This window comes from Streptomyces sp. NPDC025793 (assembly GCF_055558375.1).
The window spans coordinates 44,304-63,387 of sequence record NZ_JBVHMR010000033.1; the positions used below are offsets into that span (position 1 = coordinate 44,304).

At 72.8% G+C, this 19,084-nt stretch carries 21 protein-coding genes and 1 pseudogene; 9 read left to right on the forward strand and 13 right to left on the reverse strand.

Annotated features, from left to right (window positions below; all coding sequences use genetic code 11):
* Nucleotides 1-46: 46 nt before the first annotated feature.
* On the reverse strand, nucleotides 47-1,384 hold the full coding sequence (locus ACZ4MF_RS37725) for an FAD-dependent oxidoreductase (protein ID WP_467497351.1): 1,338 nt from the start codon (nucleotides 1,382-1,384) through the stop codon (nucleotides 47-49).
* 208 nt (nucleotides 1,385-1,592) lie between these two features.
* Here ACZ4MF_RS37725 and ACZ4MF_RS37730 point away from each other — a divergent pair, with 208 nt between their 5' ends.
* Nucleotides 1,593-2,297: a DUF6214 family protein gene (locus ACZ4MF_RS37730; protein ID WP_467497353.1), complete on the forward strand. Its 705-nt coding sequence runs from the start codon at nucleotides 1,593-1,595 to the stop codon at nucleotides 2,295-2,297.
* Nucleotides 2,298-2,310: 13 nt separating this feature from the next.
* On the opposite strand, the gene ACZ4MF_RS37735 is transcribed toward ACZ4MF_RS37730, so the two are convergent.
* The 5 genes from ACZ4MF_RS37735 to ACZ4MF_RS37755 form a co-directional block, all read right to left on the reverse strand.
* Nucleotides 2,311-2,979: a TetR/AcrR family transcriptional regulator gene (locus tag ACZ4MF_RS37735; protein ID WP_467497355.1), complete on the reverse strand. Its 669-nt coding sequence runs from the start codon at nucleotides 2,977-2,979 to the stop codon at nucleotides 2,311-2,313.
* 206 nt (nucleotides 2,980-3,185) lie between these two features.
* Nucleotides 3,186-3,878 carry an HAD family hydrolase gene (locus tag ACZ4MF_RS37740; RefSeq protein WP_467497357.1) on the reverse strand — a complete coding sequence of 231 codons (693 nt, stop codon included), beginning with the start codon at nucleotides 3,876-3,878 and terminating at the stop codon, nucleotides 3,186-3,188.
* Nucleotides 3,879-3,888: 10 nt separating this feature from the next.
* Nucleotides 3,889-4,086, reverse strand: coding sequence for a hypothetical protein (locus ACZ4MF_RS37745; protein WP_467497359.1), 198 nt, complete (start codon nucleotides 4,084-4,086; stop codon nucleotides 3,889-3,891).
* Nucleotides 4,087-4,208: 122 nt separating this feature from the next.
* Complete coding sequence (locus ACZ4MF_RS37750) at nucleotides 4,209-5,144, reverse strand: M56 family metallopeptidase (protein ID WP_467497361.1); 936 nt, start codon at nucleotides 5,142-5,144, stop codon at nucleotides 4,209-4,211.
* A 114-nt stretch (nucleotides 5,145-5,258) separates the two neighbouring features.
* Nucleotides 5,259-5,816, reverse strand: a complete 558-nt coding sequence (locus ACZ4MF_RS37755; protein WP_467497362.1) for a DUF5134 domain-containing protein — start codon at nucleotides 5,814-5,816, stop codon at nucleotides 5,259-5,261.
* Nucleotides 5,817-5,981: 165 nt separating this feature from the next.
* Between ACZ4MF_RS37755 and ACZ4MF_RS37760 the strand changes: the two genes are divergently transcribed.
* Together ACZ4MF_RS37760 and ACZ4MF_RS37765 are read left to right on the forward strand one after the other, a co-directional pair.
* Nucleotides 5,982-7,667, forward strand: coding sequence for an FUSC family protein (locus ACZ4MF_RS37760; RefSeq protein ID WP_467497364.1), 1,686 nt, complete (start codon nucleotides 5,982-5,984; stop codon nucleotides 7,665-7,667).
* 248 nt (nucleotides 7,668-7,915) lie between these two features.
* Nucleotides 7,916-8,398 carry a MarR family winged helix-turn-helix transcriptional regulator gene (locus tag ACZ4MF_RS37765; RefSeq protein ID WP_467497404.1) on the forward strand — a complete coding sequence of 161 codons (483 nt, stop codon included), beginning with the start codon at nucleotides 7,916-7,918 and terminating at the stop codon, nucleotides 8,396-8,398.
* Between the two features lie 191 nt (nucleotides 8,399-8,589).
* Here ACZ4MF_RS37765 and ACZ4MF_RS37770 read toward each other — a convergent pair whose 3' ends face one another.
* From ACZ4MF_RS37770 to ACZ4MF_RS37780, 3 genes are all read right to left on the reverse strand, one after another.
* Entirely contained in the window at nucleotides 8,590-8,802 is a 213-nt protein-coding gene (locus ACZ4MF_RS37770; RefSeq protein WP_467497366.1) for a hypothetical protein, read from the reverse strand.
* 340 nt (nucleotides 8,803-9,142) lie between these two features.
* Nucleotides 9,143-9,907 carry a VOC family protein gene (locus ACZ4MF_RS37775; RefSeq protein WP_467497368.1) on the reverse strand — a complete coding sequence of 255 codons (765 nt, stop codon included), beginning with the start codon at nucleotides 9,905-9,907 and terminating at the stop codon, nucleotides 9,143-9,145.
* Between the two features lie 514 nt (nucleotides 9,908-10,421).
* On the reverse strand, nucleotides 10,422-10,814 hold the full coding sequence (locus tag ACZ4MF_RS37780) for a VOC family protein (RefSeq protein ID WP_356023467.1): 393 nt from the start codon (nucleotides 10,812-10,814) through the stop codon (nucleotides 10,422-10,424).
* Nucleotides 10,815-10,884: 70 nt separating this feature from the next.
* On the opposite strand from ACZ4MF_RS37780, the gene ACZ4MF_RS37785 reads away from it, so the two are divergent.
* Nucleotides 10,885-11,424, forward strand: a complete 540-nt coding sequence (locus tag ACZ4MF_RS37785) for a GNAT family N-acetyltransferase (RefSeq protein WP_467497370.1) — start codon at nucleotides 10,885-10,887, stop codon at nucleotides 11,422-11,424.
* Between the two features lie 15 nt (nucleotides 11,425-11,439).
* Here the strand turns inward: ACZ4MF_RS37785 and ACZ4MF_RS37790 are convergent, their stop codons facing one another.
* Nucleotides 11,440-12,123, reverse strand: coding sequence for a glycerophosphodiester phosphodiesterase (locus tag ACZ4MF_RS37790; RefSeq protein ID WP_467497372.1), 684 nt, complete (start codon nucleotides 12,121-12,123; stop codon nucleotides 11,440-11,442).
* A 396-nt stretch (nucleotides 12,124-12,519) separates the two neighbouring features.
* Here ACZ4MF_RS37790 and ACZ4MF_RS37795 point away from each other — a divergent pair, with 396 nt between their 5' ends.
* From ACZ4MF_RS37795 to ACZ4MF_RS37810, 4 genes are all read left to right on the forward strand, one after another.
* A complete protein-coding gene (locus ACZ4MF_RS37795; RefSeq protein ID WP_467497374.1) occupies nucleotides 12,520-13,917 on the forward strand; it encodes a DUF6421 family protein in 1,398 nt (465 codons plus the stop codon).
* Between the two features lie 56 nt (nucleotides 13,918-13,973).
* Nucleotides 13,974-14,723, forward strand: a complete 750-nt coding sequence (locus ACZ4MF_RS37800) for an SDR family NAD(P)-dependent oxidoreductase (protein WP_467497376.1) — start codon at nucleotides 13,974-13,976, stop codon at nucleotides 14,721-14,723.
* Entirely contained in the window at nucleotides 14,720-15,790 is a 1,071-nt protein-coding gene (locus ACZ4MF_RS37805) for a threonine aldolase family protein (RefSeq protein ID WP_467497377.1), read from the forward strand. The genes ACZ4MF_RS37800 and ACZ4MF_RS37805 overlap by 4 nt, the downstream gene beginning before the upstream one ends.
* Before the next feature lie 89 nt (nucleotides 15,791-15,879).
* Entirely contained in the window at nucleotides 15,880-16,473 is a 594-nt protein-coding gene (locus ACZ4MF_RS37810) for a transglutaminase domain-containing protein (protein ID WP_467497378.1), read from the forward strand.
* A gap of 87 nt (nucleotides 16,474-16,560) precedes the next feature.
* Here ACZ4MF_RS37810 and ACZ4MF_RS37815 read toward each other — a convergent pair whose 3' ends face one another.
* Entirely contained in the window at nucleotides 16,561-16,986 is a 426-nt protein-coding gene (locus tag ACZ4MF_RS37815; RefSeq protein ID WP_467497380.1) for a DUF4267 domain-containing protein, read from the reverse strand.
* 92 nt (nucleotides 16,987-17,078) lie between these two features.
* Nucleotides 17,079-17,525 carry an anthrone oxygenase family protein gene (locus ACZ4MF_RS37820; RefSeq protein WP_467497382.1) on the reverse strand — a complete coding sequence of 149 codons (447 nt, stop codon included), beginning with the start codon at nucleotides 17,523-17,525 and terminating at the stop codon, nucleotides 17,079-17,081.
* Nucleotides 17,526-17,616: 91 nt separating this feature from the next.
* Between ACZ4MF_RS37820 and ACZ4MF_RS37825 the strand changes: the two genes are divergently transcribed.
* The gene (locus ACZ4MF_RS37825) at nucleotides 17,617-18,195 is read left to right on the forward strand and encodes a TetR/AcrR family transcriptional regulator (RefSeq protein ID WP_467497383.1); all 579 of its coding nucleotides are present in this window, start codon (nucleotides 17,617-17,619) and stop codon (nucleotides 18,193-18,195) included.
* A 223-nt stretch (nucleotides 18,196-18,418) separates the two neighbouring features.
* Here the strand turns inward: ACZ4MF_RS37825 and ACZ4MF_RS37830 are convergent.
* Nucleotides 18,419-18,709, reverse strand: a pseudogene (locus ACZ4MF_RS37830) (Tn3 family transposase); the annotation flags it as partial.
* Nucleotides 18,710-19,084 lie beyond the last annotated feature (375 nt).

Sequence of the window (19,084 nt, forward strand, 5' to 3'; positions counted from 1 at the left end):
TGTCACCCCGGCCGCCCGCCTCCGCGGCACGGCGGAGCAGGTCCGGCTACGCCGAGCGGGCCGCCGTGCGCAGCGCGTCCCAGTCGGCCAGCTTGACCACGCTCCGCCCGAGCCGCGCGCCCAGTGCGGCCTCGGCCCGCCGGATCGCCAGCCAGCCCGACCACGGCACGGGATCGAACCCGGCCGCCCGCAGCGCCGGCACCGGATCCGCGGGCACCTCCCTGGCGAGCAGCGCGGGCGCGTCCGCGAGGAGCGAGGCGGCCGTCTCCTTCGCGCAGGGCCGGTTGGTGCCGATGACACCCGTCGGGCCGCGCTTGATCCACCCCGCGACGTACTCGCCGGGGGCGGGCGCACCGCCCCGCACGATCCGGCCCGCCTCGTGCGGCACGGTGCCGCTCACCGGGTCGAACGGCAGCCCGTCCAGCGGCACTCCGCGATAGCCCACCGACCGCAGCACCAGCTGGGCCGACACCTCCTCGTACCGGCCCGTGCCCGTCACCCCGCCCCGTCCGTCCGGTGCCGTCCGCTCGAAGCGCACGGCGCCCACCCGGCCCCCCTCGCCCGCGAGCAGTTCCACCGGCCGCAGGAAGAAGCGCAGGGCGATCCGCCGCGCGGCCGGCTCCGGCGCGGGCTCCGCCCAGCCGCGCAGCACCTCCAGATTGCGCCGCGACACCCCGGGCAGCGTGCCGGGGTCGCTCGGATCAAGCGCCAACTCATGCGCCCGTACGGTCACTTCGGTGCCGGGCAGATCGCCGAGCTCGCGCAGCTCCTTGGTGGTGAAGCGGGCCTGCGCCGGGCCGCGCCGCCCCACCACGTGCACCTCGGCGAGCCCGCTCTCCGCCAGTGTGTCGAGAGCCGCCTGCGGGATGTCCGTCGGGTTCAGCTCCGCGGCGCCCCGGACCAGCATCCGTGCGACGTCCACCGCCACATTGCCCACTCCGATGACGACGGCCGAGCGCACACCGTGCAGAAAGCCCGCGTCGATCGCGTCCGGATGAGCGCTGTACCAGGCCACGAAGTCGGTCGCCGACCAACTGCCCGGCAGTTCCTCGCCGGGGATCCCGAGGCGGCGGTCACCGGCCGCGCCCACGCAGTACACCACCGCGTGGTACATCTCCCGCAGCCGCTCCACCGGCAGCCCGCCCGGGCCGCCCACCCGGACCCCGCCGAGGAACCTCACCCGCTCGTGTTCGAGCACCGACGCGAGACTGCCCTGGAGCGACTTGATCTTCTCGTGGTCCGGGGCGACACCGTAACGGACCAGGCCGTACGGGCACGGCAGCCGGTCCAGGACGTCCACGTGGACCCCGGGATCCCGCTGAACCAGACTCTGGGCGGTGTAACACCCGCTCGGGCCCGAACCGACGACGGCGACACGCAGCACAGCGGAACTCCTTGAGGGAAGGAGAGTGTGCGGACGTCACCAGCATGGCACCGCCCGGCGCGGTACGGCAGGGGCCGCCGGGGTGACGTGGACGCGTGTCCGTTCGTATGGAGTGTGATCATGCGGTTACGTTGCGTGCGTGCCTGGAGCATCCTTTCTTGATCTTTCTGACCTCAATCTGACTGATCGGGACCCGGAGGACGGTGCGGTGTCCGTGTGGCCCGCGTGGGAGGTGCGGGAGCGTGACGGCACCTTGTCCTGGTTCCACGTCCGGCTGGCCTTTCCCGACGGCGCCCGCGTCGACGCGCTGGCCGTCGCTCGCGAGGGACGCGTGTCCATCGAGGACGTCCAGGCCGACCCGGCCCTGTCCCTCGCCGACCTGACAGCCCTCGCGGACTGGCTCAAGGGGCCGCTCGCCGGCGCGTGCGGGGTGGCGGTGGACGCGGCGGACGGACGGGCGGACCAGGGCGAGGGCGCGGCGGCGGGTGCGCGGGCGGAAGCGGTCGAGGGGGCGCAGGAGTGGGTGGTCGAGCAGGGTGCTCGTGCGGCGGAGGAGCCGCACGAGGTGAGCGTGAACACCGCGGCGGGTGAGGGCGCTGAGGACGGTAAGGGCAGCGAGTGTGGCGAGGGCCGTGTGGGCGGTGAGAGGGACGAGGGCGGTGTGAGCGGCGAGGCCGACGGGGAAGCAGCCGGCGTCTGCGCCACGGCTCGACGGGAACGGTCGGCCTGGCCGCGCGGTGTCGAGGGATGCCGGCGGGCGGCCCAGGAGTACCGCGCCGCGCAGGAGGAGGGTACCGACCCGGTGCTCGCCGTGATGACCGCGACCGGACGCAGCCGTCGCCGCTCCCTCAAGCTGATCGCCCAGGCGCGGGACGCGGGGTTCTTGACGGCTCGTCACGCGCGCCGCGGCTGAGGGCGGTTGGCCGTCAGTCCTGCTCCGGCCGGGCCTCCGTGGCGAAGAACCGGGACAGGTCCCGCTTCCGCGCCCCGGTGGCCGGCTCGCTCTCCGGCGGCACCCCCATCGCCCAGTCGAGCCCGTACCGCTGGAACAGTTCGGCCCGCAGGACCGGCAGGGGCATCGGTGCCCCGGGCAGCAGTGCCGCGTACACCGCTCCCATCAACAGGGCCCGCAGCCTTGGGTAGTCGGCCGGGACGTCCTCCGAGCCGTACCGGGCGACGGTGTCCCCCAGCAGTTCCCCCAGCCGCTGCTGCTCCGGGCACTGCACGAGGCCCTCCGCCTGCAGCAGGCCGGCCATGTGCTGGCGCATCAGGACGGGGTGGTCGCGGGTCAGGCCCAGGACGGCGTCGATGGCCCGGGCCAGCCGCTCCCTGCCGTCCTCGGTGTGCGGCTCGCGCTCCAGCGCCTCCTCCAGCGTGCGGTGCATCAGCCGGTGCACGGCGGACTGCACCAACTGGCGCTTGCCGGGGAAGTAGTAGGACACCAGTCCGCGCGCCGAACCGGCCCGGTCCGCGATGTCGCCCAGCGTGGTGGCCTCGAAGCCGTGCTCGCCGACCATCTCCACCGCCGCCTGCAACAGCCGTTCCCGGGAACGCCGTCGCAACTCTTCATTGACCGAGGCGCTGCGCGGGGACATCCTGTAACTCCTGCGTTGACTGGCTGCCAGCCAACTATACTCAACGCGGGAGGCCCCGCCATGGGCGGGGCCGGTCCAGGGCTGCCGTCCGTCTGGGGCGACGCGGGGGATCGTCTCAGACGGACGGCGCGTGAGCGAGCCATTGCTCTCCACACCCTTCAGGGCCCCTACCCGAACGGCCGCGGCTCGGCGACCCGGAGGCGGCTTCAGTCCACGAGGTCCAGCACCGGCAGCAGTGCGCCGGGCCGCTCTTCCACCGGCAGATGGTCGACGAAGTGCACCCGGCAGCCGAGCGCGGCCGCACCGCCGTCCGCCTCCTTGCTGTCGCCGACCATCACCACCTGGCGCGGATCGGCTCCCAGTGCCGCGCAGGCCACCGAGAACAGCCGCGGGTCCGGCTTCTGCACCCCGTGTTCGTACGACAGCACGTACGCGTCCACGTACCCGTCGAGCCCGTGATGGCGGAATACCGGGCGCAGGTCCCAGCCGATGTTGCTGACCACGCCGATCCCGATCCCGCGCTCGCGCAGCGTGCTCAACACGTCGACCGCGTCCGGGTACGGGGACCAGGCGGCGGGCGTCATGTGTCGCTCGTACAGGGCGTCGTACAACTCCGGCCAGGGCAGTGGCACTTGGCGGGCCGCGCCGGTGTAGGCGGCCCGGTGCAGCTGTGCGGTCTCGTCCCGCACCGCCCACACACCGGCCAGTTCGGTCGGCAGCACGACCGGTTCCACGCCGCTGCCCGGCAGCGCGCCGGCCGCCTCCAACGCCCTCGCCGTGTCGAGTAGTTGTGGTTCAGGGAGGCTGTGCCCCGACGTGTTCAGCGTCGCGCGCAGCCAGGACTCGGTGGACTCGATCCGGAACAGGGTCCCGGAGAAGTCGAACAGCACAGCAGCCATGCCCTCGACCCTATCGGGGGCGGTGTCCAGGTGAGTTGAGCCGGCCGATCCCGACCCGCTCGTGCACCAGCGCGGCCGACGCCACCACCAACGCCCCGAACAGCCGGCCGCCGAGCACGTCCGAGAGCCGGCGCACGCCCAGCCGTACCCGGGGTGCTCCGACGCCGAGGCCGCCTTCGCCGACCGCTGTACGAGCGTGGCCGCGCACACCAGGCGCATCGTGAGCGGGTCCCAGTGGGGCGGGACGAGGCCGGTCGGCGGGGGCCGTGGCCGGCACCCCGGCGGCTCGCCGACGGCTCCCCGACAGCGCCTCGGCGGCTCCGTGGCGGCTCAGCCCAGTGCCCGCAGCCCCGGTACGAGGGCCACCAGCACCGGGATCACCGGCACCAGCGCGGCCAGCGCCGTCAGGCGGAGCCGGTGCAGGGCGGGGAGCCGGTCCGGGGCGGCGAGCAGGCGGTGTACGCGCTGTGGGACATGGGCCTGCGGAGTGGGGGAGGGGCCGAACACGCCCCGCTCCTCGTTCAGTTCGACCAGGGCCAGCGCGGTCGTCAGCCGGCCGAAGCGCCGGGAGGCCATGTCGTCGGCGGCCAGCTCGACCAGCCGGTGCATCTCGTCGCGGAACGCGGCGAACACCGGTACCTGCGGGAACCCGCCCGCCAGCGCGGCCGAACTGTGCAGCAGCCAGTCGTGCCGGGCCTGTGCGTGACCCTGCTCGTGCGCGAGCAGCGCGTCCAGCTGACGCCCCTTCAGGCGGCGCAGCGTGGCCGTGGTGATGACGAGCTGGGGCGCGGCACCGGACAGCCACCAGGCGTCGGGACGGTCGCCCTCCAGCACCACCAGCCGTCCGCTCACCGCCTCCTCGCCGGGCAACAGCGGTGCGCGCACGAGGAGTTCGGTCCGCCGTGCCCGCCGGCGCGTCCGGGACCGTACGACCTCGCGCACCAGCATCGCGAGGCTCCACAGGCCCCCGGAGGCGAGCAGCACGGCGGTGGTCGCGGCCCACGGTCCGGCGGCGCCGAGCGCGTAGGCGTCCACGACCGCGCGCGGCGCCGGGGCGAACACGTTCCCGCGCACCGCCGCCCAGGCCGCGGCCGCGCTGAGTGTCATCGAGAGCGCGCAGCACAGCAGGACGGCCACCACGACGCACTGCCACACCCACAGGGCGACGACCGGTTCGCGGTCCGCCCAGTCGGCCCGGGCGAGCAGCCGGGGAGCGGCAATGGCGGTCACGGCGCCGAGCAGCAGCAGTGCCACGGGGACCATCATGGGCAGCACCCTATGAGCGCGAGGCCGCTCACCGTACGGCCCGTGACGCCGAAGTGACGTAGGCAACGCTCCTGTGGGGTGCGTCCTCGGGTCCTTGGGCCCTCGGGCGCTCGCTCACATCGTGAGCAGCATGGCCACCATCCCGATCCCCATCGACAACCGGCAGGCCCGGGCCAGTTCCGGGCGGTCTCCCCAGCGCGCCGGTCCGGATCGCGGTCCGGCCGTGGCGACCGTGGCCGGCACCAGGCGGGAGCCGGTGAGGAGCACGTACCCCGTGAAGTAGACGAGGAGCGCGCCGGTCAGCACCGGTACGCCCGAGCCGCCGTGCGCATGGTGGGCGGCGGGCGGGGCCACGGCCATCGCCGCCGCCATGTAGACCATCGCGGACGTGCCCACCAGATGGTGCAGATGGTGCGGCGCCGTGCGGGCGGCCCACAGTGCGCGCAGGGCCGCCGCCCCGAACACCGCCGCGTACGCGGGCCACGCCCACCGCGGCGGGGTGAAGGCGGCCGCCGGTACGGCCATCACGGCCATGCCGAAGCCCATCAGCGCCTCGCCGCCCGCGGAGCGGCGCTGCTCCTCGACCCCGCTGCGCATCCGCAGCAGGCAGTAGACCCCGGTCGCCGCGCACAGCGCGACCAGCAGCCAGGCAGCCGTCAACGGTCCGTGCACGCGCACCTCCCCGCTCGATGCTCGGTCGAGGGATGCGATGCCCGGGCCGAACGGGGCGCACGCGAGCGCAAGGGTGTACACGGGGAGCATTCGACGGAGCACAGCAGGTGAGCGGGGACGGGCGGCAAATGCTTTACGAGTAAAACACATGCTAAATTCATGGGTATGAGCAGTGCGCCCTTTCGCCGACTTCCCTTCTCCGGAGTGCTCCGCCTCGGGCGGCCCTCCGACATCTGGTTCAAGCCCGCGCTGAGCGCGGTCGCCGCCATCGCCCCGCCCAACCTGATCCTGCTGGCGCTGGGCCGCCTCGACCTCGCCATGTACACGATGGCCGGATCCCTGTGCGCGCTCTACGGCCACAACCGGCCCTACACCGCCCGCGCCCGCGTCCTCGCCTGGGTGGTGGCCGGCATGGTCGGCGGCCTCGCCGTCGCGCTGCTCGCGGCGTCGCTCACCACGAACGCCGTCGTCCTGGTCACCGTCGGCGCCGTCATGGCGGCCGTGCAGAAGACCGTGTGCGACGCGACCCGGCTCGGACCGCCCGCCAACGTGGTCCTCGCCTTCATCAGCTCCGCCTCGCTGTTCGCACCGCAGACCCTCGGCCAGGTCCCCGGGCACGTCGGACTGGCCCTGGCGGCGGGCGCCTGGGCCTGGCTGGTCGGCATGGCCCCCGGGCTGCTGCGCCCGCACGGCCCCGAACGGCGCGCCACCGCCCAGGCCCTGAACGCCACCGCCGCGTACGCCGCCACGGACCGCACCGGCGACGGACACGCCAAGGCCCGTGCCGCGAGCGCCGCCGCGATCCACGCCGCCTGGCAGTCGCTGCTCGCCGCACGCCCCGACCGGGCCCGCCGCGCCCTCGAACAGCTCGTGGTGCGCGCCGAGGTCGCCCTCGCCGCCCCCGCCGACAGCGACCCCGCCCGCCTGCGCGCCTGGGCCCGGGAGCTGCGCGGCACGGGCCGGATACCGCGGGTGGCACCGCCCCGTGAGTCCCCCGACGAACTCCTCGGCGTGGACACCGAACTCGCCCTGCGGCCACGGTCGTTGCGGCACCGCCTCGCCCCGCTCGCGCCGATCGCCGCGCGCACCGCGCTCGGCTGCGCCCTCGCCGGCTACGCCGCCCTCGCGCTCGGCGTCGGCCGCCCCTACTGGGCCCTGGTCACGGCGGCCTCCCTCTACCAGGCGAACGTCACCCTCACCTGGCACCGGGCCGTCCAGCGCGTCGTCGGCAACCTCGTCGGCGTGCTCGCCTTCGCGGTCCTCGCCCCGCTCGCCCATCTCCACCCGGCCGCCCTGGTCCTGTGCTGCCTCGCCCTCAGCTTCGGCGCCGAGGCGCTGATGGGCCGCAACTACTGGCTCGGCAGCGTCTGTGTGACCCCGATGGCGCTGCTCATCACCGAGTTCGCCCGCAGCCAGGACCCTGGGCGGCTGATGACCGAGCGGGTCGTGGACACCCTCGTCGGCGCGCTGGTCGGCTTCGGCGCGGCCGTCGCCGTCACCAACCGGCGCGCGGGCGACCGCCTCGGACACGCCCTGAGCACGACCGAACGCGCCCGCGAGCACGCCGCCCGACTGCTGGCCGAGCCGCACCCGGCGCCCCGTGCCCTGGAGTCCGCCCGCCGTGCCCTCGCCGCCGCCCTCGCCGACCTGCGCGCCACAGCCGACGCCGCCTTCGGCGAATGGTGGCAGCGCGCCCTGCCCGAGGAGCGGGTCGTGCTCGCCGAGCAGTCCGGACACCGTACGCTCGCGGCGACGGTACGACGCCAGGGGTACGTGCCGGGGCAGGACGAGGAGCAGGCCCGGGGCCGGAGGCGGGACCCGGGCCGGGCGACGGAGGACATACGGCCATGACGGCGAGCAACGGCGGACCGGCACCCGCGGACGACACGACCGGGGCGGAGGCGGGCACGGGGGCCGGGGCGGAGGCGAGACCGAGCCGGGGCGTGGAGCGGACCGACACGGGCTCCGGCACGAGTCCCGGCGCCGACGTCGTGGGCGAGACCGGGAGCGGGACCGGGAAGGCCGCCCGTACGGGTACGGCCACCGGAACCGACCCGGGCCCCGGTTCCGAGGCCTCGCCCGGTGACACCGTCGCCGCCGTGGTCCGGCAGTGGCGGGCCGTGCACCCCGAGCTGGACACCGGGCCCATGGAGGTCATCGGCCGGATCAACCGCTGTGCCGCCCTGCTCCAGCAGGCCGAGGACGCGCCCCTGCGCCGGGCCGGTCTCAGCCGCCCGGAGTTCGATCTGCTCGGCGCGCTGCGCCGCACCGGCCACGAGCTGACCCCGGGCGAGCTGGCCCGCGAGACCTTCTCCTCCGGGGCCGCCGTCACCAAGCGGCTCAAGCAGCTGACCGAGCGCGGGCTGGTCGAGCGGCGCGGCGACTCCCGTGACCGCCGCGTCGCCCACCTCCGGCTCACCGACACCGGCCGTGACCTCGTCGACGGCATCCTTCCCGAGCAACTCGCCTACGAGACCGCCGTACTGTCGGTCCTCGCCCCCGAGGGGCAAGGTGAACTCGCCGGTCTGCTGGGGGAGTTGCTCGGCCGCCTGGAGGGCCGGATGGGGGCGCTGCGCGCCTAGGGCCTGTCGTCACATTCCCGCCTGCCGTGCGGCGTCTGGCACGCGCTCCCCCGGAGGGGGCACCCCCAGCCGCGTTGCCGTCGGTCGCCGACTCCCCCCACGCGTCGACTCCCTCCTCCGCCGTGCGGCTGCACGCACCGGACGCCGCGCGGCCCGCCCTTCGGGCGGACGACGGGAATGTGACGACGGGCCTAGGGAGGCCGGGTCAGAGGACGTCGTGGACCGTCGGCGGTCGCCGTATTCCGCGTGACGGTCGGCTCGTGCGGGAGGCCGAGCGGGATCGCGCGCACCTCGTCCAGCCGGACCTCGGCGCTCGCCAGGTCGTCGGCGAGCTGGGCCGTCTTCGTGGCCGTGACGATCGGGACGACGTTGCCGGGCCGCCCCAGCATCCGGGCCGGCGCCACCTGTGCGGGATTCCATCCGCCCTGCTCGGTGATCTTCGCAGCTCCGCAAGGGTGTTGGCCCGAACGATCTCCCACGCGCGCCGGCCCGACACGCCCCTCGACCGACTGCACGAGGTTCTTCCGGTGATCGCCCGCGAAGTCGGGGTCCCCGTCGCGGGTGCCGCCGGTGCACTTGCCCGCCGGGACGAAGAAGTCCCGCCGCCCGGCAAGCAGTTCGAGGTGCCGATGGAGTTCCCGCCCGCAGGGGCCCGCTTGAGTGAAGCCGAGAGTGGGGAGAGTGGGCAGGGCGCGATGCGGGCGCCGCCGTCCTTTCCTGGTGCGTGGCGGGATCGCCCGCTCCTCAGCCCTCCGGGTCCATCAGGTGCACCCCGAAGGCCGCGCCCTGCGGATCCCGCAGCACCGCGATGCGCGGGCCGTCCGGCACGGTCGCGGGAGGCATGACGACGGCACCGCCCGCCAGGTCCGCGACCTCGGCGGTCGCGTCCACGTCGGCCACCGCGAAGTACGGCATCCAGTGCGCCGGCACGTCGGGCGGGAACCGGTCGGTCATGTCGGCCATGCCGCCGAACTCCGCGCCGTCGAGGGCCCACTCCGTGTACCACTCGGAGGACTGGGCGCTCCAGTCGAACACCGTGGTGTAGAACTCCCGGGCGCGGCGGGTGTCCCGGGTGGCCAGCTCCACCCAGCCGAGTGTGCCGGGCGCGTTGAACAGCCCGGCGCCCCGGAACGTCCGGGCCTGCCACAACTGGAAGGCCGCGCCCGTCGGGTCGAGGGCCACCGCGAACCGGCCCACGTCGAACACGTCCATCGGACCGACGACCACCGCCCCGCCGGCCTCCTCCACACGCCGCACCGCCGCGTCCGCGTCCGGCACGGAGAAGGAGACGTTCCAGGCCACCGGCTGGGACTCCTGGTAGAGCGGGGTGAGCGCGGCGACGGGCGCGTCGCCCAGGTGGGCCACCGTGTACCCGCCCGCCTCCGGCCGCGGGTCCGTCTCGGGACGCCACCCGAACAGCTCGGCGTAGAACCGCTTGGCTCCCTCCAGATCGATGGTCGCCAGCTCGGTCCAGCACGGGCCGCCGGTCACGGGCTTGTCGAACTCCATCGCGGTACCTTCCGGACGAGCGGATGGGCGGACGGGCCCGGCGCACCCCGCGGAGCCCTCTCCCGGCACGCTAACCCCACCCCACAGGCCCGGCCATCCGGGACGCCCCCGCCCCCGCCCACCCCCACCGCCCTGCCCGCGAGCCCGAGCCCACGCCCGCCGGACCGTCTTCGGGAGCACGGCCACGCTCCGCCGGGCGCCTCGCCGCTCCACCGCTCGGGAGGCCCTGCGCGGGGCCGGACCGACCCGGTCACCCCCACCGCCTCGCCCAAGAGCCCGGGCCCCACGCCCGCAGACCCGTCTTCGAGAACACGGCCGCACCCGGCCGGCGGCCACGCTGCCCCACGGACCGGGAGGCAGCGTGCGGTGCCGGACCCGAGAGCCCTCGGCCGGGCGGCCTGACGCACGGCGCGCCCGCCGACGCAGCCGCACGCGAGCCCCGTACCGGCACCGCGTCAGCCCGGCACCGCACACCCCCTCGGCCCCCGTGGCACCGCCACCGGCCGTCCCCGGATCAGATACCCGGTCGGTACCGCATCGGATGTTCCGCCGGGACCTCCACCAAGGCGATGCGGGTGTCGTCCGGATCGGCGATCCACATCTCGATCAGGCCCCACGGCTCCTTCACCGGCGGCCGGACGACGGCGACGCCCTTCGCGCGAAGCTCCTCGTGCGCCGCCGTCACGTCGTCGACCTGGAGCCACAGCCGGACGGCGGGCGACGGCGGGGTCTCGGAGCGGCCGGAGACCTCCAGGAAGCCGCCGCCGAGGAAGTAGACCGTGCCGCGCTCGGGTCCGGTACCGAACTCGCGATAGACGCACAGCCCCAGCCGCTCGCCGTAGAAGACACGGGAGCGCTCGGGGTCGGTGGGGGTGAGCAGCGTCCGGCTGCTGAGTACATGCACCATGCCGGCGGAGCCTACTGGCAGGGTTACCCTCGACCCTGGCTCAGCCACGCCCGAGATCGAAAGGCCGCCCATGGACACCAGCGCCACCTCCGTCACCTTCCGCGATGCCACGGACGCCGACGTCGACGCGCTGGTCGCCCTGATCGAGTCGGCGTACCGCGGCGACGCCAGCCGGGCGGGGTGGACCACCGAGGCGGACATCCTGGAGGGGCAGCGCACCGATCCCGAGGGTGTGCTCGACGTGATCAAGTCGCCCGACAGCCGGCTGCTCGCGGTGGAGCGGGACGGCCGTATCGTCGCCTGCTGCCAGCTCGAACACCGCGGTGACCACGCCTACTTCGGCATGTTCGCCGTCAGTCCGACCATGCAGGGCGCGGGTCTCGGCAAGGTGGTCATGGCCGAGGCCGAGCGCCGGGCCCGCGAGGCGTGGGGTGTCGGTGAGATGCGCATGAGGGTGATCTCCGTGCGCGACGACCTGATCGCCTGGTACGAGCGCCGCGGCTACCGCCGTACGGGACAGATGAGCCCCTTCCCGTACGGCGAGGAGCGCTTCGGCATCCCGCAGCGCGCCGACCTCCAGTTCGAGCTGCTGGTCAAGCCGCTGGTGTGACCCTCACGCGCGCGATCACGCGGTGAAACGTGCGGCGCGCTTGATCTCCGGGAAGTCGGTCGTCGCGCCGTCCAGCTGCAGGGCGCGGACGAGGCGCAGATGGTCGTGCGTGTTGACCACCCAGCCGATGATCCGCAGGTCGGCCTCGCGCGCGTGCTCGACGATCTCCAGGGTGATCCGGCGGATGTCGAGACAGAGGGTCGGGGCACCGACGGCCACGGCCCGCTCCACCACGTCGGTGCCGTAGCGTTCGGCGATCAGTGCCGTGCGCACCCCCGGCACCAGCCGGGCGATCTCGGCGACCGCCGCGTCGTGGAACGAGGACACCTCGACCCGCCCGACCAGGTCCCGTTCGTGCATCACCTCGGCCAGCGCCCTGGCCGCCGCCACGTCCTTGATCTCCGCCTGGATCGGGCTGCGCACCGTGTCCAGCACCTCCTCGAACACCGGCACCCGCTCCCCGCGGCCCGCGTCCAGGTCGCGCAGCTCCTCCAGGGTCTTCTCGGCGATCGGCCCGGTGCCGTCGGTCGTACGGTCGACCTCGGCGTCGTGCATGACGACCAGAGCGCCGTCCTTGCTCAGATGCAGATCGAGTTCGATGAGATCGAGGCCGGCGTCCTGCGCGGCGACGAAGGAGCGAAGGGTGTTCTCGGGCTCGACACCCATGACCCCGCGGTGACCGATGGTAAGGAAGTTCAAGGTTCGACTCGCTTCCGTCGACGGCGGCTCGGCGCGCGCGGGACGGACGAACGGACGCCGTCGTCCGCGCGGGCAGGCTCGCAGCCTAATCGCCGGGGCCCGCGATGAACCCGCACGTGCACGCCGTACGGGTGCGTGCCGCGCGCCTCAACTGGCCGGTATGCGCCCCCACCGTCACCCGCGCGTGGGCGAGTCTCCGCGTCCTTGACCGGCTGGAGCGACACCCTGCCCGGGCGCGCTGCACGCGACGGAAGTGAGCGCCGTCACGGTTTAGCACAGGAAAATCATCGGTGACCAAGCCATGTAGCGGGAAAATTTCCCGAGATGCCTCTTGATGGCGGAAACCGGGTATGCATACGGTGTCCTTACGCGAGGTTCTCCCGTGAAGGATGGGTCATGACGGAAATTCTTGTGCAGTCGGCTATGAAGGAACAGATTCCTTCGTCGACCAGGGTGATTGAGCACCCGGCCTGGCCGGTGCTCAAGGATGCCGTGGAGCGGATCCGGCCATGGCAGTCCAAGGACGGGTCGATCGACTTCGACGCCGAGGGTGCCCCGGCCGGGGAGGACGCCCGGGCGGCCGTACGGCGTGTCGTGGACGCGGTCGAGCAGCTCTCCCCGCTGCTCCCGCACGACAAGGCCTACCACGAGGCGCTCGTGCGCGACCTGGGCCGCTGGGTCGAGGGGGGCTTCGCGGTGCCGGACTTCCTGGACTCCCTGCTGGCCTTCCAGCCGGCCGCCGACCGCGCGGACGGCCTCCAGCACCTGGTCGTCTTCCCGATGTACACGCAGAACGGCAACCTCGACCGCAACCTGGAGGCGGTCGTGCTGCGCATGGTCTGGCCGGACTGGCTGGCCGAGCTGGAGCGCACCCGCTACGACAACCCGCTGTTCTGCGGCATCACCTTCGAGGACTTCACCTCCGGCTACGACACCAACTCGGCCGTCCTCTTCCCGGAGACCATCGCCGTACGCGAGGCGCCGGAACGTTTCTCCTGGGGTGGCATCTTCTGCGACCGCGAGGCCGCCCGCTTCCGCCGGGTCACCGACGCGGCCGTCGACCTCCTGGGCCTTCAGCTGCCCGAGGACATCGCCGCGATGGTCCACGACCAGAAGCGCTGCGAAGAGGCCTTCGTGCTCTGGGACATGGTCCACGACCGCACCCACAGCCACGGCGACCTGCCGTTCGACCCGTTCATGATCAAGCAGCGCCAGCCGTTCTGGATGTACGGCCTGGAGGAGCTGCGCTGCGACCTCACCGCCTTCAAGGAGGCCGTGAAGCTCCAGGCGGACGGCGTCCCGCAGGCCCGTGACGTGCAGTACGCGGTGCTCTTCGACCGGATGTTCCGCTTCCCCGTCACCGGCGACCGCATCCGCAACTACGACGGCCTCGGCGGCCAGCTGCTCTTCGCCTACCTGCACAAGCACGACGTCGTCCGCTGGACCGACAACAAGCTCTCCATCGACTGGGAGCGGGCCCCGCAGGTCACCAACCAGCTGTGCGCCGAGATCGAGAAGCTGTACAAGGACGGCATCGACCGCCCGAAGCTGGTGCACTGGTTCGCCGGATACGAGCTGGTCGCCACCTATCTGGCCCCGCACCCCGGTTCCAAGTGGGCCAAGGGCCCGGACGCCCTGGACCTCACCCAGCCGCCGCGCAAACTCGTGGACGACGTGCTTCCGGACGAGTTTCCGCTGAGCATGTTCTATGAAGCCCTGTCCAAGAAGCTGAAGAACGTGATCGCCTCCACCAAGGGCATCACGGCGGACGGCGCCTGGCGGACCGCCGCGTGAGCGACCGCGACCGGACCACTGTTCAAGCTGTTCGAGTTGTTCAAGAGGGGAAGAACGTGGGGAACAACGGGTCTCTCAAGGGAACGGTGATCGCGGTGGCGGGCGCGGGCGGACCCGCCGGGCACGCGACGCTGGTCCGGCTCGCCGAGGCCGGCGCCGTCGTCGTGGGCGCCGACAACAACCCCGAGCGCCTGGCGGAGGCCGTGGACGCGGCCCGCTACGCGAACGGCGGCGCCACGGTCACCGGCGAGACGGTCGACCTGCTCGACCTCGACTCGACCCGCGACTGGGCGGCGCGCATCGAGAAGGACCACGGCCGCGTCGACGGCCTGGTCCACCTCGTGGGCGGCTGGCGCGGCAGCGCGAACTTCGCCGAGACCGATCTCGCGGACTGGGACCTGCTGGAGAAGCTGCTGATCCGCACCGTCCAGCACACCTCCCTGGCCTTCTACGACGCCCTCCAGCGCAGCGAGCGCGGCCGCTACCTGCTGATCAGCGCCGCCGGCGCCTCGAAGCCCACGGCGGGCAACGCGGCGTACTCCGCGGCCAAGGCCGCCGCCGAGGCCTGGACGCTCGCCATGGCGGACGGTTTCCGCAAGGCCGGGGGTGAGGAGGGTCCGCGTTCGGCGGCTGCCATCCTGGTGGTGAAGGCGTTGGTGCACGACGCGATGCGCGCGGAACGCCCCAACGCGAAGTTCGCGGGCTTCACGGACGTCAGGGACCTCGCCGAGGCCGTCGAGGGCGTCTGGAGCAAGTCCGCCGCCGAAGTGAACGGAAACCGTCTGTGGCTGACCGAGAAGCCGTGAACCCACCCAAGACCGACGCGCGTCGCCACCACGACCCGCAGGTCCGCGGTTTCGCCAGTGACAACTACGCCGGAGCCCACCCCGAGGTGCTGGCCGCCCTGGCCCTGGCCAACGGCGGCCATCAGGTGGCGTACGGCGAGGACGAGTACACCGAGAACCTGCAGCGGATCGTCCGCGGCCACTTCGGATCCACGGCCGAGGCCTTCCCGGTCTTCAACGGCACCGGCGCGAACGTCGTCGCGCTCCAGGCGGTCACCGACCGCTGGGGCGCGGTGATCTGCGCCGAGAGCGCGCACATCAACGTCGACGAGGGCGGCGCCCCCGAGCGCATGGGCGGCCTGAAGCTGCTCACCGTACCCACGCCCGACGGCAAGCTCACCCCCGAACTGATCGACCGGCAGGCCTGGGGCTGGGAGGACGAGCACCGTGCGATGCCACAGGTCGTCTCGATCACCCAGAGCACGGAGCTGGGCACGCTCTACACGCCCGAGGAGATCCGGGCGATCTGCGAGCACGCCCACGCGCGCGGCATGAAGGTGCACCTGGACGGCTCCCGCATAGCCAACGCGGCCGCCTCGCTCGACGTGCCCATGCGGACGTTCACCAACGCGGTCGGCGTCGACATCCTCTCGCTCGGCGGGACGAAGAACGGCGCCGTCTTCGGCGAGGCCGTCGTCGTCATCAACCAGGACGCGGTGCGGCAGATGAAGCACCTGCGGAAGTTGTCGATGCAGCTCGCCTCCAAGATGCGCTTCGTGTCGGTCCAGTTGGAGGCGCTGCTGGCGAAGGACCTGTGGCTGCGCAACGCCCGGCACTCCAACGAGATGGCCCAGCGCCTCGCCGAAGGGGTGCGCGCGGTGCACGGCGTGGAGATCCTCTACCCGGTCCAGGCCAACGGCGTCTTCGCGAAGCTTCCGCACGACGTGAGCGAGCGGCTGCAGCAGCGGTTCCGGTTCTACTTCTGGGACGAGGGTGCCGGAGTGGTGCGCTGGATGTGCTCCTTCGACACCACGGAGGAGGATGTCGACACCTTCGTGGCGGCGCTCAAGGAGGAGATGGCGCGCTAGCCGCACCGTCGCTCGGCAGGTTGCATAGGTATGCGGTCACCTGAAAGTTGATTGACTCTCGGGTGATCGCATTCCTATGCTCTGCACCCATGGAGCTGATCCAGGACACCGCTGACCTCTCCGCCTACTTGGCTGACGACGAGGCCGTCGACCATCACCATCCCCTGGTGCGGGAAACGGCCGCCCGGCTGGCCGAAGGGGTGGCGGACTCGTATGCCTATGCACGCGCCGCCTTCGCGTTCGTCCGCGACACCATCCCGCACTCCGCCGACGTCGGCGACCCGCGCGTCACCTGGCGCGCCTCGGACGTCCTGGCACTGCGCACCGGCGTCTGCTACGCCAAGGCCCACGCCCTGGCCGCACTGCTGCGGGCCGAGGATATCCCGACCGCCCTGTGCTACCAGAGCCTGGCGCACGACGACGGCAGCGGTCACGCCGTGCACGGTCTGGTCGCCGTGCGCTTCCACGGTGCCTGGCACCGGCAGGATCCCCGCGGCAACAAACCGGGCGTGGACGCGCGGTTCTCCCTCGACGGCGAACGGCTGGCCTGGATTCCCGACCCCGCGGCCGGGGAGGCGGACTACCCGGTGCTGTACGCCGCACCGCATCCGCGCGTCCTCGACGCCCTGAAGGCCGCGCCGGACCGGCCGTCCCTGTGGAAGACACTCCCCGACGCACTCTGAGACCTGGCGGGTCCGACCCGGGAGCGACCAACTACTGGCCATCGCAAGGGCGTTGACAGGTGGATACCGACACGCGCCAAGGTGGCGTCAGGCGGGCTGCGGGGCGGGCGTTGCCGGAGCGGCCGCGACCTTGCGGGTCTCACGCATGATCAGCAGGCCGTTGACCACCATCAGCGTCGCGGTCAGGCAGTGGACGCCGAGCGCGGTGGCCACGGAGCCGTGGTGGGTCAGCACGGTGGCCATGTCGCCGTACGCGGCGAGGGCCTCCACCAGCAGCACCCAGCCCAGCGCCCGACGGTGGCCGGTCACCAGCAGGACGCCCAGGACCAGGGCCAGGACGACGTCGCGGATTCCCTTGACGACCAGGAAGCCGCCGCCGTCGCCGGACGGCCGGCTCGGCAGGCCGAAGCCCGGCGCCGTCGTCTCCGGGCTCAGGATGAATTCCGTCCCGAACCAGAGGATGAAGAGGATGAAGGCTGCGGCCAGGACGGTGTTGATCTTCTTCAGCGACATTGTTCTTCTCCTTGCGGGTCTTCGTCGGCTTGGGGGGCTTCGTGGAGCCCGGTGAGTCGTGTGCGCCACCGGCGCGGGGCCGGCCCGCGGGCTCAGGCGAGGGCGGCGACCAGCAGGGTGAAGGCGGCGATGATGACGGCGACGCGGACGTAGTGGTAGCGGTCCCAGCGGTGCAGCTGCTGCTTCCAGTCGGCGGGCCGGTTGCCGGGGGTCCAGGTCTTGTTCCGGTTGTTGATCGGGACGAGCAGCAGGATCGACATGACCACGCTGAGGATCAGCAGGCCGGCGGCGGTGACGACGAGTCCGGCGCCGTGGTGGTGCCATCCGGTGACGGCCCAGATCGCGCTGAGGGCGAGCGAGCCGATGTACCAGAACGGCATCAGGACGCCGAGCATCCGGCCGCCGTGGGCGTGGCCGAGCTGGCCGCTGTCCTCGGGGAGCGCGTCGAGGATCCGGTTCATGACGAAGGCGACGGAGAACTCCACCCCCACCATCAGACCGACGACCACGGTGGTGAACACCTCAAGTGCGTTGAGCATGACGACCCCTCCGTTGAACTAGCGTTGCTAGCTGATGAGGCAACGCTAGTACTACTGGCGCTCGATTGTCTAGCGATGCTAGGATCAGTTCATGTCGGTACAGGAACGCAAGCAGCGCGAACGGGCGGAGCGCGAGCGCCTCATCGTGGCGGCGGCCCGTGAACTCGCCGAGCAGCAGGGCTGGGACGCGGTCACCACCCGCCGGCTCGCCGAGCGCATCGAGTACAGCCAGCCCGTCCTCTACAGCCACTTCCGGGGCAAGCGCGAGATCATCGGCGCCGTCGCCCTGGAGGGCGCCGCCGAGATGGCCGTGGCGGTGCGGGCCGCGACCGCCGGCGCGGACGGCCCGCGCGAGCGGGTCGCCGCCCTGGCCCGTGCCTACCTCGACTTCGCCGAGCGCAACCCGGCGGTCTACGACGCCATCTTCCAGCTCGACGGCGGCCTGGCGTACGCGCAGGAGGACACCCCCGAGCCGCTGAAGGACGCCTTCGCCGCGCTGATGGAGAGTCTGGGCGAGGTCGCCGGGGACGGCATCGACCCGGGGCTGTTCACCGAGACGTTCTGGGCGTCCCTGCACGGGCTCGCCACCCTGACCCGGGCGGGCCGCCTGCTGCCCGAGGACGCCGAGCCGAGGGTGGAACTGCTCGTGGACCGGCTCGCCAAGGTCTGACACACCATCCAGGCGGGCGCGCCGCCGAGGCCCTCGGGCCCCGCATCCCGGACGGGCACCCGCCCCGGAAGCTGCGATGCCCATTGATCGCGACCCGATACGCGCCCTGACGCCGCGTCATTCGCCGGTGTCCTCGTCCAGGACGTCATGCTCCCGCTCCTCGGGCGGCAGGGCCCGCAGGTGGTCGACGGCGGCGTCGAGGTAGGTCGAGCGCGCCGCGTCGGTCGACCGGGTCGACGACCCGGAGCAGGGGCAGGGCCTCGGCGACGCGCCCGCACCCGGCGAACGCCTGCCCCAAGGGCGTGGTCCGCCCCTCGCGGCCGAACATCCGCAGCAGGTCGTACGCGCGGACCTGCCCGGTCACCAGTGAGCCGATGACCCGCAGCATGTCCGGCCGGCACGTGGCGAGCTTGGTCAGGTTGACCTCGTTGCGGGCCAGGTCCTCCAACGGCCCGTGGCCACCGGTCTCCACACCGGGCATCTCCGCCCGCCAGAACCGCTGGCCGCCCAGATCGCCCGAGCTTTGCCGAACCTCGGCAGAGCCGTTGCACGCTCTGCTGGACGGCGAGATCGGCCCTTGGCGCCAACGGCTGTTCCCTTGTTTCCCGGGGCCGCGTACGGCCCGCTGTACGGCGCCGTGGAGTCCCGGACGTGCCACGGTCGTTGGGCGCATGGTCGGTCTGCCCGACGACACGGCGGAGGTGGCGAGGGGGGCGCACCGGCGTGCGTGGCGGGGTCGGTGAGGCGGAACCCTCGTGGATGGCCGGGCGCGTCGCGGCCGTTGGGTCGCCCGGGGCGCCCGCGCCGCCACCGCACCCGGCCGGGCGTCGGCGTGCTGCGGCCGTACGGGGATACGTCCCGCTGGTTCCGCGCCATGGCGGTCAGGGCG

Bases quoted from the DNA above. Each gene is read 5' to 3' on its own strand.
- ACZ4MF_RS37780 (WP_356023467.1), bottom strand. From the start codon at position 10,814: ATGGTGCATGTACTCAGCAGCCGGACGCTGCTCACCCCCACCGACCCC.
- ACZ4MF_RS37760 (WP_467497364.1), top strand. From the start codon at position 5,982: ATGAGCAGTGCGCCCTTTCGCCGACTTCCCTTCTCCGGAGTGCTCCGC.
- ACZ4MF_RS37825 (WP_467497383.1), top strand. From the start codon at position 17,617: ATGTCGGTACAGGAACGCAAGCAGCGCGAACGGGCGGAGCGCGAGCGC.
- ACZ4MF_RS37820 (WP_467497382.1), bottom strand. From the start codon at position 17,525: ATGCTCAACGCACTTGAGGTGTTCACCACCGTGGTCGTCGGTCTGATG.
- ACZ4MF_RS37775 (WP_467497368.1), bottom strand. From the start codon at position 9,907: ATGGAGTTCGACAAGCCCGTGACCGGCGGCCCGTGCTGGACCGAGCTG.
- ACZ4MF_RS37750 (WP_467497361.1), bottom strand. From the start codon at position 5,144: ATGATGGTCCCCGTGGCACTGCTGCTGCTCGGCGCCGTGACCGCCATT.
- ACZ4MF_RS37815 (WP_467497380.1), bottom strand. From the start codon at position 16,986: ATGTCGCTGAAGAAGATCAACACCGTCCTGGCCGCAGCCTTCATCCTC.
- ACZ4MF_RS37735 (WP_467497355.1), bottom strand. From the start codon at position 2,979: ATGTCCCCGCGCAGCGCCTCGGTCAATGAAGAGTTGCGACGGCGTTCC.
- ACZ4MF_RS37810 (WP_467497378.1), top strand. From the start codon at position 15,880: ATGGAGCTGATCCAGGACACCGCTGACCTCTCCGCCTACTTGGCTGAC.
- ACZ4MF_RS37785 (WP_467497370.1), top strand. From the start codon at position 10,885: ATGGACACCAGCGCCACCTCCGTCACCTTCCGCGATGCCACGGACGCC.
- ACZ4MF_RS37740 (WP_467497357.1), bottom strand. From the start codon at position 3,878: ATGGCTGCTGTGCTGTTCGACTTCTCCGGGACCCTGTTCCGGATCGAG.
- ACZ4MF_RS37795 (WP_467497374.1), top strand. From the start codon at position 12,520: ATGACGGAAATTCTTGTGCAGTCGGCTATGAAGGAACAGATTCCTTCG.